Below are 17,228 nucleotides of genomic sequence, written 5' to 3'. Positions count from 1 at the left end.
AGCTGACGCGTTTCAGCTGAGCCCGGGTTCTCAGCCGCCGGAGCAGGCCCTGACGAGGACCGCCTCGAAGCTGGTTGCTGCCGGCGTCGTGAACTTAGCGTTGACGAGAGCGAGCGTATCGCCGAACAGCGCCGCCGTCGTCGGGATGTCGAAGTACGGGCTCGTGATGACTTCCTGCACCTCGCCCTGGCCCAGCGACCCGTTCAGGTCAATCCTGCTGACCTGGTTCAGGAAGTTCTGCACGGCCCAAAGGGTGTTGTCCCGGATGACGATGCCGTCCACGTTCGTCACGGTGACCGGGGCCCCGGAGGAGTCCGTGACGTCAATGGCCTTGTTCGATCCGTCGTCCGGGTCCACGGCGTACAGCGCTCCGCGGCCGAAGTGGCCGACAATCAGCGTGCCGCCGTCATCGGCGGCGGCGATGCCGTTGAGGTTGAATCCCTCGTCCACGGTGCCGGCGGGGGCGTCGAGCGCCAGGGTCCGGATGTCGCCCGGCGTCCCGTCGCGGCTGACCGGAATCCGGTAGAGTTCACCGGCGCGGGAGTTCGTGAACCACGCACCGTCGCGGGTCAGGGTGACGTCGTTGATGAAGCTGGCTCCGGCCGGGGCGAGATCGTAGACCTGTACGGTTTTCTTCGTCTCCAGGTCGTACACATAGGCCTGGCCGGTGGCGCCGCCGGCGACGAAGAGAAGATCGTTGTCCCGGTCGACCTTCATCCCGACGGCGGCCCGGCCGGCCGGCGCTTCGATAAACAGTTTTGCCTTGCCTTCGTCGATATCTCCCCGGAAGATGTTGCCGTTGAGCAAGTCGCCGGCGAAAAACGTGCTGCCGCCGGCTGCGGCGATGCCCTCGGCACCGGTGGCGCCGGGCAGCGTGATCACCGGGGACCGGCCATCCCGGTCCGCTCCGGATGCGGTGGCCAGAGGCGCCGGCACGAGAAACGCCCCAAGGGCGATGATTCCCACGGCGAGCCGGCGGATTGATTTTCCTGCATGAATGTTGCGCATGATGTGCTCCGAGATCGGGCTTTCCGCGCGGGCTCACCAGTACGGGAGCTCCGCACGATGGTCCTTTCAGTCTAGGCAGGGCAGCGTGTGCGTTCCAGAGCCGGCGGGCTGCTCCGGGCTGTCATCTGCGCGCCGTTTCGGCGGCCGGGGCGCAGCCCGCAACGCAACGCGATACATTGGCAGGCATGAGCGAAGCCACCACCGACGGCGCCGGCCGCGGCACCATCCTGGTCCTCAACGGACCCAACCTGAACCTGCTCGGCACGCGCGAACCCGAGAAATACGGGACCGCCACCCTGGCCGACGTCGAACAGCTCGCCAAGGACACCGGTGCCGCGCACGGTCTGGACGTCGAGTGTTTCCAGTCGAACCATGAGGGCGCGCTTGTGGACGCCATCCATGCCGCCCGCGGCACGGCCCTCGGCATCGTCATCAACGCCGGTGCCTACACGCACACCTCGGTCGCCATCCGGGACGCCATCTCCGCGGTGCAACTGCCCGCCGTCGAGGTCCACATCACGAATGTCCATGCCCGCGAGGAGTTCCGGCACCATTCGTACCTCTCGGACATCAGCAAGGCGGTGATTGCCGGCGCAGGGATCCTGGGCTACCGGTTCGCAATCGAGTATCTCGCCGGCCTGCAGGCCAGCCGGGACTGAGCATGTCCCCCGTTGATCGCGGCGGCGCTGATCCCGGCGGCGGGGAACCGGCCACCGGGGAATCGGCCACCGATGAGTGGTACCGGCACTTCGGCACCGTCGACGCACCGGGGAATTCCGCGTGTTACGCGGAATGGTCGGTGCGCATCGCGGATGACCCGGAGCTGATCCGGCGGATCGACCAGTGGCCGTACACCAAGCGCCAGCCCCTGCTGATGCTCGCGGCCGCCCGCTTCCTTGGCGCACGGATCAGCCCGTACCCGGACTTCCGGGAGTTCCTGGACGCACACTGGGACGACGTCTCGCGGATCGTGCTCAGCCGCGCCACCCAGACCAACGAGGCCGGGCGCTGCGCCACCCTGCTGCCGTCCCTGGCGCAGATCGCCGCCGACGGGCGCCCGCTCGCGCTCCTCGAGGTCGGGGCCTCCGCCGGGCTCGCCCTCTTTCCGGACCGCTACGGCTATGAGTACGACGCCGGCGCCGAGGCCACGCGGCTGGCCCCGGCCGGCGCTGCCCCCGGAAGTTACCCGGTTCTGGGCTGTGCGGTCACCGGCCCGGTCCCGCTCCCGGCGGAACTCCCGCAGGTGGTGTGGCGTGCCGGGATCGACCTAAACCCGCTCGACGTCGGGAATCCCGACGACGTCGCCTGGCTCGAAGCGCTGGTCTGGCCGGAGCAGGACTTCCGCCGCGAACGGCTGCGCCAGGCGATCGCCATCGCCCGGGCTGAACCGCCGCTCCTGGTGGCCGGGGACCTCAATGACCGGCTCCCCGCCCTCGCCGCGCAGGCGCCGTCGGACGCGACGCTGGTGGTTTTCCACAGCGCTGTTCTGGGCTACCTCGACGCGGAGGCCAGGGACCAGTTCCGCGCCACGATGTCGCGGCTCGCCGCCGAACGCGGCTGCCACTGGCTCTCCAACGAAGGGCACACAGTAATCATCCAGCCGGATGGCTCCAGCGTGGTCCCCGAAATGGACGACTCCCGGCTCCGCGGCCGTTTCCTGCTGCTGCACAACGGCCGGCCCGCCGCGATCACCGGCCCGCACGGCCAGAGCCTGGAATGGCTCTAGCCGGCCACCCCCCAAGCTGCCGGGCCGGGTCCTTCGGCTCTGCTATTTCTGGATGCACTGGCCCGGGGAGACGGCACGGCCGAGGCCCGCGGCCTGGGCGGCCACGGGTCCCAGGTCCGTCATGGTGATGGCGTAGCCCAGCGACGCTTCCTCCGTGGCCTTGGCGAAGATCACGCCCGCGACCTGGCCGTCGGTGGTCAGCAGCGGGCCGCCCGAGTTGCCCGGCTGGACGTCCCCGGCAATTCGGTACACGTCCTCAGGGGCGGGGTTGCTGCCGTAGATGTCCGGCACCAGCACGGTCGCAATGTCCTGCACGGTGGCGGGTTTGGACTGGAACGGGCCGCCGTGCGGGTAGCCGGCGAACGCGGCCGGACTGCCGCCGGGCAGGTCGGCGCTGAGCGGCAGCGGGGCGGCGCGGAGACCGTCCACTGCCACGACGGCGAGGTCATGCTGGCTGTCGAAGTACACTACACGCCCGGGCAGGGCGCCGCCGCCGGGGATCTCCACGACCGGTTCGGGAACGCCGGCGACCACATGGGCGTTTGTCACAACCCGGCCGGGCGACACCACGAAACCCGTTCCGGTCTGGTTCTGTCCGCACTGGTAGGCCGTCCCGGCGATCTTCAGGACCGAAGCCGCGGCCTTGTTCAGGGCAGGAGTGTCAGTGCTGGCATCCGGGACAGCCACCGGCTGGCCCTGGCCGATACCCTCGAACAGGGTCGGGATGCCCCCGCCGATCACGGCGGACCGCAGCTCGGCCATCGACGCTTTCACCGGCACGGGGGTCACACCGTCAATGAAACGGATTACCTTGGAATCGGCGAGCGGCTGGGACACGAAGGGAACGCCGAGCGCACCGAGGCTGAACGCCAGCATCGACATGACCAGGGCGGAGACCACCACGTTGACACCTCCGCCGGCGACCCGGTCCATGGACCGGAGCGGCCTGATCTTAACCACGCTGCGGACGCGGCGGCCGATCGCTGTGCCCAGCCCGTGCCCCAGCACCATCAGCAGCACGGTGGTGGCGATGATCGCGGTGAGGCGCCAGCCGCTGTCCTCCACGAGGCCGCTGACAATCGGGACGGACACGAACGCGGCCACGGCGCCTGCCGCAAACCCGGCGATACCGCCGACGGTGACCAGGAAGCCGTTGCGCAGGCCATGGAACAGGTAGGACAGCAGCGTCAGAATCAACACGAGGTCCAAGATGGTCAAGCCGAACACCAGTGCTCCTTGAGTGGCAGGTAAGCCCCAATTCTACCGGCGCCGGCTGACAGTTTGCCGAGCGCGGGCGGCGGCGGCAGCTGGGCATACTCCCGCCCGACCACGACGTTTGCCGCGTTTCGGTGCCAAGTGCGTCACAGAAGCTCCAAAATTCTGAAACAATGGCTGAAGCGCCCCAGCCGACACAGTTAGTCAGGAGTTTTCATGGATATCGAGGTATTGCGCCGCGCACCCCTTTTCGCCACGCTCGACGACGAGGCGTTCCGTTTGCTGACGGACGAACTCACCGAAGTGGACCTCTCACGCGGAGCCTCGGTATTCCGGGAAGGCGACCAGGGCGACCAGCTCTACTTCATCGTCTCCGGCAAGGTTAAGCTCGGACGCACGTCCCCGGACGGCCGGGAGTCATTGCTCGCCATCCTAGGCCCGGGCGAGCTGTTCGGCGAAATGGCCCTGTTTGATCCGAGCCCGCGCACGGCCACGGCAACGGCCGTGTCGGAAACGCGCCTGGCCGGGCTGAAGAACGAGAGCCTCAATGCCCTGCTGCGCACCCGCCCGGAGGTTTCCGCGCAGCTGTTGCAGGCCCTGGCCCGCCGCCTGCGCCGCACCAACGATTCCCTTTCCGACCTCGTCTTCTCCGACGTTCCCGGCCGAGTAGCCAAGGCGCTGCTGGATCTGGCGGACCGCTTCGGCCGTCCCGCGACCGACGGCGTCCTGGTGGCCCACGAGCTGACCCAGGAGGAACTGGCCCAGCTGGTCGGGGCATCCCGCGAAACCGTCAACAAGGCCCTCGCCGAATTCGTGCAGCGCGGCTGGCTGCGCCTGGAGGCCCGCGCCGTCGTCATCCTCGACATGCAGCGCCTCCGCCAGCGCTCCCGCTAAGCCCGTTTGGCAGCACACCGAAGGCCGTCCCCGTGAAAACGGTGCCGGCCTTCGGTGTTTAAGCGTGCCTTGTTTAAGCGTGCCTGGCGCCCGGCTCCCCCCGCGGGACTTGCTCAGTCCCCGCGCCAGCGAGTGGACACAAGGCCATCATGTCCAAGCGCGCGGGCCAGCGCTGGGCATGTCCGGTGGAAGCATTAGATGAGCGGAGGGCATGTGCGTTCCCGGCGCCTGGGCTCCCCCCGCGGGACATGCCCAGTCCCCGGGCCAAGGAGTGGACACAAGGCCATCATGTCCAACCGCGCGGGCCAGCGCTGGGCATGTCCGGCGGCAGCACGGGATGAGCGGAGGGTATGTTCGTTCCCGAACCCGCGGGCCACGGGACATGCCCACCCGTCGCGTCAAGGAGTGAACACAAGGCCATCATGTCCAACCGTCCGTGCCAGCGCTGGGCATGTCCAGCGGGCGGGGCGGGGCGGGCCCAGCAGGGGTCAGCGTTCGCGCTGGGGGTCTCCGGCGACGGTCTTGGCCGCCTCGACCTCGAGCATCAGCTGGCCGTGTTCCTCGACAAGCTTCGGCTGGTAGACGTGGGCCTTGCGCTTGTAGCTCAGGTAGGCGATGCAGCCGTTCGCCACGGCCATCTTCTCGAGCATGATCTCGGAGCCGGGCACGAGGAGCTCACCCAGCGTGCGCCCGACCGTGTTCTCCTGGCCCACCTCGTCGCCGAGCGCAGTGGTGTTCCGTTCATCGATGACCTTGCGGGCGCAGACCCAGCGGCCCCAGACACCCTTGGTCGCCAGCAGCGACGGCTGCTGGTTCATCGGTACCGTCGCCGCGAAATAGCGGGTGTTGAAGCGGCGGTGCGCGAAGTCCGGGCTGAGCCAGTTGACCAGGGGCTTGAGCAGGTCGGTCCGCACCGAGAGCCCGCGCTTGGCGAGCACCTCGGTGAAGGACTTCTCCTGCTCCGCCACCGCCACCCGGGCCCGCATCCACTCCGCCGTGGAGGTCGCCTCCACTGTGGTGGACAGGTCCGGTCCGGCCAGCAGGATGCCGGTTTCCTCGAACAGTTCACGGATGGCACCCACCACATGGCGGCGGGCCAGCCCGACGTCGGCGGTCCCCATCTGCTCGGCCCAATGCTGCGGCGGGGCGCCCAGCCAGCCGACGGCGTCGTCGTCGGACGCCTCGAGGGATCCGCCCGGAAAGGCGAGAACACCCAGCGGTGACGAGCCGGGCCGGTATCCCAGCCAGGTCTCCAGACCCGTGGGCGAGTCACGCAGCAGCACCACCGAGGAAGCGAGGCGGGGCTTGCGGGGGGTCCGCTCGCCGTGTTCAATCCAGCTGCGGGCCGCCCCCTCAAGATCCGAGGGAAGGGCAAACAGGCGTCGGGCTAACTGAGGCAAGGGAAACTGACCTGCCCTCTAGGCGAATTCGACGATCAGTTCGACTTCAACCGGGGAGTCGAGCGGGAGTACGGCCACGCCGACGGCGGACCTTGCGTGCTGGCCGGCGTCGCCGAGAACCTTGCCGAGCAGTTCGGACGCGCCGTTGATGACCCCAGGCTGGCCGGTGAAGGACGGGTCCGAGGACACAAAGCCGACAACCTTGACGATCCGCGTGATCCGGTCCAGGTCCCCGATGACACTCTTTACGGCGGCCAGGGCGTTGACGGCGCACACGGCGGCGTACTGCTTGGCCGCTTCCGGTGAGACCGTGGCCTCGTCCGACGCGCCCTCGGTGCCGGAGGACACCTTTCCGGTCGCCTCAAGCTGGCCGTCGATGAACGGCAACTGGCCGGAGGTGTACACGTGGTTCCCGGAGATCACGGCGGGAACGTAGGCGGCCACCGGCGCGGCCACCTCGGGCAGGCCCAGGCCCAGCTCGGCGAGGCGCTGCTCGACGGCGGACGACGCGCCGGTTCCGGCGCTGCTGTTGGCAGGAGTTCCGGACGCTGCGGACGCGCCCGGAACAGCAGATGCGGGGGTGCTCATGTCTACTGCTTCTCCCGCTTCAGGTAGGCAACGAGGCCGTTTCCATCGGGGCCGGGGACAACCTGGACCAGCTCCCAGCCGTCGTCACCCCACTGGTCCAAAATCTGCTTTGTGGCGTGGATAATGAGCGGAATCGTGGCGTACTCCCATTTGGTCATGAGCTAAAGCCTAGTCGTTGCCGGTAAAGTGGAAAACATGGCGACTGGTAAGAACCCTTTATTTGACACGGCCACCACCCTCGGAAAGATCTTTCTTTTCCTGGGCGTGAGCGCCATTTGTGGCGTCCTGGTGGCGGGGCTCCTGGTCCCAGCGGCCGCTGTCACCGGCAGCTCCGCCAGCGGATCGATCAAGTTTTTCGAGACCCTGCCGGCCGAGCTGCAGGTGGATCCGCCGAGCCAGTCGACGTCGATCCTGGCCTCCGACGGCAGCGTGATCGCCAACCTCTACGCGGAGAACCGCACCAGGGTTTCCCTCGACCAGATGTCTCCGTACATCAAGGACGCGGTCATCGCCATTGAGGACAGCCGCTTCTACGAGCACGGCGGTGTGGACACCACCGGCATCATGCGCGCCCTGGTCAGCACCGCCCGCGGCAACCGGCAGGGTGCGTCGACCATCACCCAGCAGTACGTGAACAACGTCATCAACTCCTCCCTCGAGGCCGAGGGCAAGAGCGACCAGGTCCTCCTGAACGGCGTCAACAAGGGCGTCGGCGACAAACTTCGGGAGATGAAGCTCGCCATCGCGCTGGAGAAAAAGTTCACCAAGGAACAGATCCTCGAGGGCTACCTCAACATCGTGTTCTTCAACCGTGACGCCTACGGCATCGAGGCCGCCTCCAAATTCTTCTTCAGCACCACCGCCAAGGACCTGACCCTGCCGCAGGCCGCGCTGCTGGCCGGCCTGGTCAACAGCCCGTCGTTCTTCGACCCGATCAACAACCCGGAGAACGCCAAGGAACGCCGCGACCTGGTGCTCCAGTCCATGGTGACCCAGGGCAAGATCCAGCAGGCCGAGTACGACGCCGCCGTGGCCACTCCGGTGGAAACAAAGGTCACGCCGGCGCGCCAGGGCTGCGCCTACTCGACGACGGCCCCGTACTTCTGCGACTACGTGCTGCACCTGCTGCTGAACAACCCGGCCTACGGCGCGGACGCGAAGGAACGCGAGCGGACCGTGTTCCGCGGCGGCCTGACCATCAAGACCACGCTGGACCCGAACGCCCAGGCCGTGGCCCAGGCCCAGGTTGAAGGCTCCGCCGGGGCGAACCCGGACAAGTGGGGCGCCTCGCTGGTGTCCGTGCAGCCGGGCTCGGGCAAGATCATCTCGATGGCCCAGAACACCCAGTTCCTTGAGGCCGAAGGAAAGTTCAACAACGTCATCAACTTCAACGTCGACATGCGGGACGCCCAGGGCAATGACCTCGGCGGCCTGGGCGGCTTCCAGCCCGGTTCCACGATGAAGCCGTTTACCTTCGCCGCGTGGCTCAATGAAGGCAAGTCCATGAACACCGTCTTGAACGGGTCCGTCCGCCGGTACCCGCTGAACTACCGGTGGAAGAACACCTGCCCCACCCCGGTGGACGGCGCCTACAACACGGCGGAAAAGCGGCTCGGCGCCGCCGACGACCTGCAGAACGCCGAAGAGGGCTACTACAAGAACATGAGCGTCGTTGACGGCCTGGCGAACTCCATCAACACGATGACGTTCGCCACGGCGGCGGGGGTTGACCTCTGCGGCATCCAGAAAATCGTCGACGCCGCGGGAATCCACGCGGGCCAGACCAACGAGCCCGTTCCCATGACGCGGCTGTCCAACCTGATCGGCGCGACCCAGACCTCGCCGCTGACCATGGCCAGCGCGTTCGCCACCTTCGCCAACGACGGCACGTACTGCGAGCCGATCGCCATTGAGTCGGTGACCGACGCGAGCGGCGCCCAGCTGCCGGCCCAGGCCACAAGCTGCCGCGATGCAATCAAGCCGGAAGTTGCCCGCGGTGTGAGCTTCGCGCTGCAGGAAGTCCTGAACCGTGGTTCCGGCTCCCTGATCAAGCCGCGGATCTCCACCCGGACCAGCTTCCCGATTGCCGCCAAGACCGGTACCAATGACCCGAACAACTCCACCTGGGTGGTCGGCTTCACCAGCGGCCTGGCAACGGCGTCCTGGTTTGGCGATGCGCTGGGCGGCCAGGACCGTCCGGGACGCAACCTGACCTTGAACGGCCAGTTCTACAAGGCCATCGACGGCTACATGATCGCGGGCCCGCAGTTCTCGAACTACATGACCCAGGTGGCGCCGGCCTACGGCACTGATCCGTTCCCGGCCGCGCCGTCGAACCTGGTGAACGGTCCCGCTCCCACACCGGCGCCCAGGCCGACGACGCAGTCGACGACCGAGCCGACCAGTCCGGCCCCTGAGCCGACGTCCTCGGACAAGCCCGGCAACAGCGACAAGCCCAACCCGTGACCGGAAACACCCCGCTGGCAAGCCGCGTCCGAAGCATCGGGCGCGGCTTCGCCGTAGCGGCCGCCGCCGGCGCGGTGACGGGCGCCGCCGCCACCGGATACGGGCTGTGGGAGAAGAACCAGTTCGTCCTGCGCGAGGAGACCCTGCCGATCCTCCCGGCCGGCTTCGGCCCGATCCGGGTACTGCACCTGAGCGACATCCACTTCGTGCCCGGACAGCACCGGAAGGCCGCGTGGCTGTCCTCGCTCGCCGGGCTGGAACCGGACCTGGTGGTCAACACCGGCGACAACCTCAGCCACGTCCAGGCGGTGGAACCCCTGCTGGAGTCGCTGGGCCCGCTGCTGAAGTTCCCGGGCGTCTTCGTCCCCGGCTCGAACGACTACTTCGCCCCGCGGCTGAAGAACCCGGCGTCGTACTTCCTGGGACCATCCAGAAGGCCCAAGGACCCCGCCAAGCTGGACTGGCCGCGGCTCCGTGCCAGCTTTGGCATGGGCGGCTGGGTGGACCTGACCAACCGCTGCCAGTCGCTGATCATCAGGGGCCTGCGCGTTGACTTCTCCGGCGTCGATGATCCGCACCTGGGCCTCGAACGGTACGCCGGCTGGCCGCGGGGCACCAAGGGCCAGGACAGCAGACCGCACCTCCGCGTCGCCGTCATCCACGCCCCGTACCAGCGCGTCCTGGACCACTTCACCGAGGACGGCGCCGACCTGCTGCTCGCCGGGCACACCCACGGCGGCCAGATCTGCATCCCGGGCTTCGGTGCCCTCGTGGCCAACTGCGACCTGCCGACCTGGCGCGCCCAGGGCCTGCACGACTGGGACAGCAAGGGACGCACGACGCCGGTGAACGTCTCCGGCGGCATCGGCACCTCACGCTTTGCCCCGGTCCGGATCGCCTGCAAGCCCGAGGCCGTGCTGCTCACGCTCACGCCGCGCCCCTGAGTCCGCCCGGCCGCCCGCGCCGCCCCGTCCGGCCCCCGGCCACCGCGGGACATGCCCTCCCCCCGGTTCCACGGCTGGACATAGTGGCATTATGCCCATGCCCCGCGCCCAGGGGTGGGCATGTCCCGGGCCTGAGGGTGGGCATGTCCCCCCGGCGCCGGCGGATGTCTCACGCCGCACGTGAACCAGGTCACCCGATGGCCTAGGGTAGTTGCTACAGGAAAGGACATCCGGCTGCGTGCGACCTTCGCAGCCGAGTTTTAAGAAGTGGGCATGGCCAAGCAGACCTCATTTTTCTCCTCCATCAGCCGTCTCTATCCCCACGTCCGGCCGATCCTTCCGCGGCTTGTCATGGGGCTGCTCAGCGCCTTGCTCGCCAGCGTGGTGGCCCTGACCATCCCCCAGGTGCTGCGGGTGTTGGTCAACGAGTCGCTCCGGCCCGGCGGCAGCGCGGACGCGGTCTGGACCGCCTCCCTCGTGATTCTGGGCCTCGGCGTCACCGAGGCCGGCCTCGTGGCGCTGCGCCGGCAGTTCGTGATCAATCCCGCCACCACGGTCGAGACCCGGATGCGGGTGTCCCTCTACGACCATCTGCAGGACCTGACCGTCTCCTTCCACGACCGCTGGGGCTCCGGCCAGCTGCTCTCCCGCGCCATGACGGACCTGAACTTCCTGCGCCGCTGGATGGCCTTCGGCGCCATCATGCTCGTGGTCACCACCCTGACCGTGGTGATCGGCGTCGTCGTGATGTTCACGATGAGCTGGCAGCTCGCGCTGATCTTCCTCGCCGCCGCGGTGCCGATCATGGTCTATGGCTTCCGCTTCCGCACCCGCTTCAGCAAGGTGGCCCGCCGCAGCCAGGACCAGGCCGGTGACCTCGCCACCACGGTCGAGGAATCGGTTCACGGGATCCGTGTGCTCAAGGCCTTCGGCCGCAGCCGCGAGGCGCTGGAGAACTTCAACGGACAGGCCGAGGAACTCCGCCGGACCGAGATCGTCAAGGCCAAGCACCTGGCCACCTTCAGCCTGGTCGTCACCCTCCTGCCCGAGCTGGCCCTCGGTGCCGGTCTCGTCGTCGGCGTCCTGCTGGCCTCGACCGGCGAGCTGAGCATCGGCGCCCTCGTGGCGTTCTTCGCCACCGCCGCCGTGATTGCCACGCCGGTCGAGTTTTCCGGCTTGCTGCTGGCCATGGCGCTCAACGCCAAGTCCGTGCTGGACCGGCACTTCGAGGTAATGGACTCGGTGAACACCATCACCAGCCCCGCACAGCCGCGCCGCCCCGCCGAACTGAAGGGTGCCCTCAGCTTCAACAGCGTCACCTTCGCCTACGAGGACGCCCCGGACAAACCGATCGTCAAGGGCATCAGCCTGGCGGTCGAGCCCGGCGAGACCATGGCCCTGGTGGGCATCACGGGCAGCGGCAAGAGTGCGCTGCTCCAGCTGGTTCCCCGGCTCTACGATGTCACCGAGGGGGCCATCACCATTGACGGGGTGGACCTGCGCGAGTTCAGCGTCGAGGAGCTCCGCACGGTTGTCGCCGTCGCGTTTGAAGACACCACGCTGTTCTCCAGCTCGGTCCGCGAGAACGTGATGCTCGGCGCCCCGGCCGGCCTGCCGGCCGAGGAACGCGAGGCGTCCTTTGAGCAGACGCTCGACGTCGCCCAGGCCCACTTCGCGTACTCGCTGCCGGACGGCCCGGACACGCTGATCGGCGAGGAGGGGCTCAGCCTGTCCGGCGGCCAGCGCCAGCGCATCGCCCTGGCCCGTGCCATCGCCGCCCGTCCCCGTGTCCTTGTCCTGGACGACCCGCTCTCGGCCCTGGATGTCCACACCGAGGAACGTATCGAGACCAGGCTGCGGGAGGTGCTCGCCGACACCACGACCCTGATCGTGGCGCACCGGCCGTCCACCGTGGCAATGGCGGACCGGGTGGCACTGCTGGAGGGCGGCCGGATCACCGCGGTCGGCACGCACACCGAACTGCTCGCGGCGAACCGTCACTACCGCCATGTCATCGCCAGCCTCGATCCGGAGCCGCGCGACCTTGACTCCGATCTGCTGGACTCGGAACTGTCAGGCCTCGGCGCCGAGGAGGTCTCCCGATGAGCAGCACAACCTTCGGCACCGCGAACGAGGACAACGCACACCTGTCCCGGAGCGAGAGCAAGGCCGTCCGGCGCCGCTCCCTGGCCCTGCTCGGTTCGCTCATCCGCCCGGTCCGCCGGCGGTTCTGGCTGACCATTGCCGCCGTCGTGCTGTCCCAGGCGGCTCGGGTCGCGGGGCCGGCGCTGATCGCCTTCGGCATCGACCGGGCCCTGCCCGCCGTGAGCGCCGGCGACAACCTCCCGCTGCTGCTCACCGGCGCCGCCTACCTCGCGGCCGCCGTCGCGACGGCGGGCCTCACCGCCCTGTATGTGACGTCGACGGCGAGGCTGAGCCAGGCGATGCTGCTGGACCTGCGGGTCCGGGTCTTCCGGCACACCCAGCGGCTCAGCCTGGACTTCCACGAAAAGTACACCTCGGGGCGCATCATCGCCCGGCAGACCTCGGATCTTGAGACGCTGCGCGAACTCCTGGACTCCGGGATCAGCTCGCTGGCCTCCGGCATGCTGTTTATGGTGCTGACCGCCGCGACGGTGTTCGCCCTGGACTGGCGCAGCGGGCTCCTGCTGCTGGCCGCCGGCGTGCCGATGTACCTCCTGGCCCGCTGGTACCAGAAGCGCTCGCAGATCGCGTTCCGCGAATCCCGGGTCGTCTCGGCCCGGCTGATCGTGCACTTCGTCGAAACCATGACCGGCATCCGAGCGGTCAAGGCCTTCCGCAGGGAACCCGAAAACGGCGCACGCTATGCCGGCCTCGCCGAGGACTACCGCAGGGCAACGGTCCGCTCCATCAACCTGAACGGCATCTTCCAGCCCGGCCTGGTGCTGATCGGCAACGTCTGCGTCGCCGTCGTGTTGCTCTTGGGCGGTTTCCGGGTGCTCAGCGGTGACCTCGCCGTGGGCGTGCTGCTGGCCCTGATCCTGTCCGCCAAACGCTTCTTCCAGCCCGTGGACCAGATGGCCATGTTCTACAACTCCTTCCAGAGCGCCCAGACGGCGCTGGAGAAGGTCTCCGGGCTGCTGCAGGAGGTCCCCACCGTCCGGCCGCCCGGGAACCCGGTGGCCCTGCACGATGCGAAGGGAACCCTCGACTTCAAGGGCGTCGAATTCCGCTACGGCGACGGCCCGGTGGTCATCCCCACCATGGACCTGCACATCCCTGCCGGCCAGACGGTGGCGCTGGTGGGCCAGACCGGCGCCGGCAAGTCCACGTTCGCCAAGCTGATCGCCCGCTTCTACGACGTCTCGGCCGGCTCCCTCACGCTCGACGGCGTTGACCTGCGCGAGCTTGCGACGGCGGACCTGCGCCGGAACGTCGTGATGGTCACCCAGGAGGCGTTCCTGTTCAGCGGCACCGTGGCGGACAACATCGCGCTCGGCCGGCCCGGGGCCTCCCGCGATGCGATCGAGGCTGCCGCCGCGGCGGTGGGCGCGCACGGGTTCATCCGGGCGCTCCCCGAAGGCTACGACACGGACGTCAACAAGCGCGGCGGCCGGGTGTCCGCCGGGCAGCGCCAGCTGATCAGCTTCGCCCGGGCCTTCCTGGCCCGGCCTGCCGTGCTGATCCTGGACGAGGCCACATCCTCGCTGGACATCCCCTCCGAACGGCTCGTCCAGGCCGGCCTCGCGCGGCTGCTGAAGGGTGCCGGCAGCGACGCCGGCCGGACCGCCCTCATCATCGCGCACCGCCTGTCCACGGTGGAGACCGCGGACCGGGTCCTCGTGGTCCACGACGGTCGGATCGTCGAGGACGGCACCCCGGCCCAGCTGATCGGCGGCGGAGGCCGCTTCGCGCAGCTGCACGGGGCGTGGATGGATTCGCTGGTCTGAACCCCGATTTCGCATCCGGGCCGACATCCGATACTCTTGTGAAGTTGCTTTTGAAGTAACGGATCGGGATGTGGCGCAGCTTGGTAGCGCGCGTCGTTCGGGACGACGAGGTCGCAGGTTCAAATCCTGTCATCCCGACCAGAGTCGCTTTATTTGAACCATGGTTCAAATAGATCGACTTTAGTTGACACAACAGAGATGGCGTCGAGAAATCGGCGCCATTTTTGGTATCCGGGAACTGGGTGGAAAGTACGCCTGAAACGCCCAAAATGGCCCCTTGTTCGGACGATTGGGTCGATCCATGGACGGACATCGCCAACGCGGGTTGGATCGACCGGTAGGCCGCCTGGGCCGCGAAGATGTCGGCAAAGGGTTGATTGAGGTCCGTGCCTACGGAGCCTTCCTGGTCCACAAAGAAGCGGTGATAAAAGGATTCATTGAGTAGGCGTCGGACCTTGTCCGTTGCCTTGTCGTAGTACGACTTCGGGTCGGCGATCTGATCAATCGCCTTGGCCAGAAGCTGACCCCCTACCGCGATCTGCTCGCCGATGTTCGCCAGGCTGGCTTCGATGCGAGAACGTTGGACACGCAGCTCATGCATTTTCTCCCGGACCTTCGACTGCGGCAGGATGCCATCGGCCGCAATGTCAACGAGCCGGCTCTCCTTGGCCTCAACTTCTTTGAGCTGATTCCTGTACTTCGCGTACATCTCCTTTATGTCCTGCCGTTCACCAACAAGGGCTTCTTCGAGTCTGGCGCGAATGTCCTCCGCGAAGTCCTTGTCCAGCACGAGCTGAGCGTAGGATTCGGCAACACTATCTTCGACGAGATAGGCAGGTAGATACGGAAGATCGCACTTTCCTTCCTGCCGAGCACGACAGAAGAAGTACTCGTGCACCGTGCCTCCGCGTCCTTTCGCCTGGGTGTAGATGACGCGGCTTTCCCGACCCTGCCGATGACATTTGCCGCAGTAGATCATCCCCTTGAGGAAGTGATTATGAATGCGATCCCTGGTGCCTGATCCACTGCGCGAGCTCATGATCTCCTGGACCTCATCGAAAAGGTCTTGTCCGATGATCGGCTCGTGACGTCCCGGGTAAGCATCCCCCTTGTAGACGACATAACCGACGTAGTAAGGATCTTTGAGAATCTGATGCAGCCTGCTCGCGGAGACTGGCTTCTCCGGGTATCGAGCTGTCCGACGGCTCGTCAATCCGAGGTCCGCCATCGTCGCCTCCAGCCGCTCGATGGAGTATTTCCCGGTGGCGTACAGTTCAAAGGCCTTGAGCACGAGCGGCGCTCTCGTTTCATCCAGGCCGACACTGTTGATCATGCGCCCGTCGATATCCTTGCGGATGTTGAGGTACCCAATCTTGGCCTTACCGACTGTGCCGCCGTTGATAGCCTTGTTGCGCATTTTGATACGGATGTCTTCACCGCTGAGCTGGTTCTGCACCTGGTTCATGATGTCGGTGACGGCTTCCATCGCTTCCGCGTATGTGCCTTCGCCGAAGTCCTCACGGGCGGAAAGCAAGCGCACGCCCATCTTGTCGAGATGTCGTCGCGTGATGGCCGCGTCAGTGAAATTGCGAAACGCGCGTGAGCGAGCGTAGACGATGACGTAGTCAACGTCTCGGTGGTCCTGCAAAAACTTAAGCAAGGCCTGAAAGACCGGGCGCTTCTCGATCGTTTGCGCCGACACACCTGGCTCCACGAATTCCTCCACGATGTCGGCGTTGACGGCTACTGCCTTCTGCCCGCAGATATCGCGCTGGGTAGCTATTGAGTTGCCATCCTTGTCGATGTCGATGGCTGTTTCGGTCTGCTTCTTGCTCGATACGCGTAGATACAGAACTGCCTTGCGCGGTTTCAATGCCTCGATTTCCTCGATGGTCATAGTCATACTCCTTGTGTTTGGGTGCGGTGATTCATGCGGTACTGCCATGAACGGGAGAACGGCGCGCTTCGGGGTGTGCAACGCGGGGCGGGCTCGGCGATGCCTGTTTGGCGCAGTCGCACGGTCATCGCAGCTTCGGATACTTGAAAGTGTGCTGCGAGATCGGCCGTTCGCTGCATGCCACCGTAGTAGGCGCGCTTGAGAAGCTTTTTAGGAACGAGCAGGCACCCGGCGAAGTAGTCGGCAGCTTGCTCGGCCTGTTCGGCAGGAGATACATCGCGGGTTCCGATATATAGGGCGTCGGCACGATTGTGGTCGACAATGTGCTTGTACTCATGGGCGAGCGTGAACCGCTGACGGCTGTAACTCTCATGCTTGTTCAGCTGGATGATCCAATTGCTCCCGTTCCAGAAGCTAGCCCCTGAGACCGGAGCGTCGACCATCTCAATTTCAATCTTGGGCAGGTCGGCGATGAATTCAACCGGCACTGGCCCGTCCTCGATGCCGTGCAGCTCCAAGAGTCGGATAGCTTGGTGCTCGGCCACTTGCCTTGCCTCAGAGTGGGAACGAACCTCTCGGTTAGGGATGAGCGCGCGGAGAGTAGCCAGGACGCTCCGTTCGATATATGTGGTGATATGTTCGTTGGTCATGGCTTTCTCCTTTCTGAGAAGTCGTTGGTTATTCGTCCTCGCCGGGTGCGGGGCCGGTATTTATATTGATGCCGTGCCGGGCGGCGACGTCGCGAAAGTGCTCTTCAATCTCCCGCACTGCGCTGTCCGGCATACCTTTGAATTTCGTGCGCAGGTACGGATTGAGCGTTGGTAAGTCAGAGCCGCGCAGCATGCTCGATTCGGCCAGGATGTCGGTCAGTGGAAGCTGGAGGACGTCGGCGATGGCGCGAAGATTATCCATGCGGGGATTGGCAATCTGTCCCAGCTCTAGCCGGGTGATCGTTCCCTTCGCGACCCCAGCTTGTCGGGCGACTTCGCTCGCGGAAAGACCCAGCTTCTGGCGCTGCTTCCGGATTGTTTCGGCTAAGCCTTGAATGTCTTTTTCCTGCATTTATTCTGTCTCCAATTTCTGTTTGTATTATGAATCCATCGTTCAATTCCTTCAACGATTTAAGCGAATTCCACAACAGAAACTTCGTCAAGGTAG

Annotated in this window: 15 protein-coding genes, 1 tRNA gene and 1 pseudogene; 9 read left to right on the top strand and 8 right to left on the bottom strand. The window is 66.3% G+C overall.

Translation table 11 applies throughout. The annotated features are described in order from the left end of the window. Window positions 1-30: 30 nt before the first annotated feature. Window positions 31-1,008 (bottom strand): SMP-30/gluconolactonase/LRE family protein, encoded by a 978-nt coding sequence (locus J2X01_RS09305; RefSeq protein ID WP_310056067.1) that lies wholly within the window; start codon window positions 1,006-1,008, stop codon window positions 31-33. 185 nt (window positions 1,009-1,193) lie between these two features. Between J2X01_RS09305 and aroQ the strand changes: the two genes are divergently transcribed. Beyond that, window positions 1,194-1,667, top strand: a complete 474-nt coding sequence (aroQ, locus tag J2X01_RS09300; protein WP_310056065.1) for a type II 3-dehydroquinate dehydratase — start codon at window positions 1,194-1,196, stop codon at window positions 1,665-1,667. Between the two features lie 2 nt (window positions 1,668-1,669). Next, on the top strand, window positions 1,670-2,734 hold the full coding sequence (locus tag J2X01_RS09295) for a DUF2332 domain-containing protein (RefSeq protein WP_310056062.1): 1,065 nt from the start codon (window positions 1,670-1,672) through the stop codon (window positions 2,732-2,734). A 42-nt stretch (window positions 2,735-2,776) separates the two neighbouring features. Here the strand turns inward: J2X01_RS09295 and J2X01_RS09290 are convergent, their stop codons facing one another. After that, window positions 2,777-3,961 (bottom strand): MarP family serine protease, encoded by a 1,185-nt coding sequence (locus J2X01_RS09290; protein ID WP_310056058.1) that lies wholly within the window; start codon window positions 3,959-3,961, stop codon window positions 2,777-2,779. A 204-nt stretch (window positions 3,962-4,165) separates the two neighbouring features. On the opposite strand from J2X01_RS09290, the gene J2X01_RS09285 reads away from it, so the two are divergent. After that, window positions 4,166-4,843, top strand: a complete 678-nt coding sequence (locus J2X01_RS09285) for a Crp/Fnr family transcriptional regulator (protein WP_011693220.1) — start codon at window positions 4,166-4,168, stop codon at window positions 4,841-4,843. A 488-nt stretch (window positions 4,844-5,331) separates the two neighbouring features. On the opposite strand, the gene J2X01_RS09280 is transcribed toward J2X01_RS09285, so the two are convergent. Genes J2X01_RS09280 through sp36 form a run of 3 tightly spaced genes read right to left on the bottom strand, consistent with a single transcriptional unit; the run spans window position 5,332 to window position 6,989 of the window. Continuing rightward, the gene (locus tag J2X01_RS09280) at window positions 5,332-6,243 is read right to left on the bottom strand and encodes an NUDIX hydrolase (RefSeq protein ID WP_310056055.1); all 912 of its coding nucleotides are present in this window, start codon (window positions 6,241-6,243) and stop codon (window positions 5,332-5,334) included. An 18-nt stretch (window positions 6,244-6,261) separates the two neighbouring features. Then, window positions 6,262-6,831 (bottom strand): RidA family protein, encoded by a 570-nt coding sequence (locus J2X01_RS09275; RefSeq protein ID WP_310056052.1) that lies wholly within the window; start codon window positions 6,829-6,831, stop codon window positions 6,262-6,264. Between the two features lie 2 nt (window positions 6,832-6,833). Then, on the bottom strand, window positions 6,834-6,989 hold the full coding sequence (gene sp36 / locus J2X01_RS09270; protein WP_003797879.1) for a Sp36 family protein: 156 nt from the start codon (window positions 6,987-6,989) through the stop codon (window positions 6,834-6,836). Between the two features lie 37 nt (window positions 6,990-7,026). Here sp36 and J2X01_RS09265 point away from each other — a divergent pair, with 37 nt between their 5' ends. The 6 genes from J2X01_RS09265 (at window position 7,027) to J2X01_RS09240 (ending at window position 15,014) form a co-directional block, all read left to right on the top strand. Next, window positions 7,027-9,297 (top strand): transglycosylase domain-containing protein, encoded by a 2,271-nt coding sequence (locus J2X01_RS09265; RefSeq protein ID WP_310056035.1) that lies wholly within the window; start codon window positions 7,027-7,029, stop codon window positions 9,295-9,297. After that, entirely contained in the window at window positions 9,294-10,241 is a 948-nt protein-coding gene (locus tag J2X01_RS09260) for a metallophosphoesterase (protein ID WP_310056033.1), read from the top strand. The genes J2X01_RS09265 and J2X01_RS09260 overlap by 4 nt, the downstream gene beginning before the upstream one ends. Window positions 10,242-10,514: 273 nt before the next feature. Then, entirely contained in the window at window positions 10,515-12,347 is a 1,833-nt protein-coding gene (locus J2X01_RS09255) for an ABC transporter ATP-binding protein (protein WP_310056031.1), read from the top strand. After that, window positions 12,344-14,173, top strand: a complete 1,830-nt coding sequence (locus tag J2X01_RS09250; protein WP_310056028.1) for an ABC transporter ATP-binding protein — start codon at window positions 12,344-12,346, stop codon at window positions 14,171-14,173. The genes J2X01_RS09255 and J2X01_RS09250 overlap by 4 nt, the downstream gene beginning before the upstream one ends. Before the next feature lie 64 nt (window positions 14,174-14,237). Beyond that, window positions 14,238-14,314, top strand: a tRNA-Pro gene (locus J2X01_RS09245). 454 nt (window positions 14,315-14,768) lie between these two features. After that, window positions 14,769-15,014 (top strand): hypothetical protein, encoded by a 246-nt coding sequence (locus J2X01_RS09240; RefSeq protein WP_310056025.1) that lies wholly within the window; start codon window positions 14,769-14,771, stop codon window positions 15,012-15,014. A 246-nt stretch (window positions 15,015-15,260) separates the two neighbouring features. Here J2X01_RS09240 and J2X01_RS22000 read toward each other — a convergent pair. From J2X01_RS22000 to J2X01_RS09225, 3 genes and pseudogenes are all read right to left on the bottom strand, one after another. Further along, a pseudogene (locus J2X01_RS22000) lies at window positions 15,261-16,070 on the bottom strand (recombinase family protein); the annotation flags it as partial. 2 nt (window positions 16,071-16,072) lie between these two features. After that, a complete protein-coding gene (locus J2X01_RS09230; RefSeq protein WP_310056020.1) occupies window positions 16,073-16,720 on the bottom strand; it encodes an ImmA/IrrE family metallo-endopeptidase in 648 nt (215 codons plus the stop codon). Between the two features lie 28 nt (window positions 16,721-16,748). Further along, the gene (locus J2X01_RS09225; RefSeq protein WP_310056017.1) at window positions 16,749-17,132 is read right to left on the bottom strand and encodes a helix-turn-helix domain-containing protein; all 384 of its coding nucleotides are present in this window, start codon (window positions 17,130-17,132) and stop codon (window positions 16,749-16,751) included. Between the last annotated feature and the right edge of the window lie 96 nt (window positions 17,133-17,228).

It is taken from the genome of Arthrobacter ginsengisoli, assembly GCF_031456935.1.
Taxonomy (GTDB): domain Bacteria; phylum Actinomycetota; class Actinomycetes; order Actinomycetales; family Micrococcaceae; genus Arthrobacter; species Arthrobacter ginsengisoli.
Note: the sequence above shows the minus strand (reverse complement) of the source record. Positions and strands in the feature narration are given on the sequence as shown.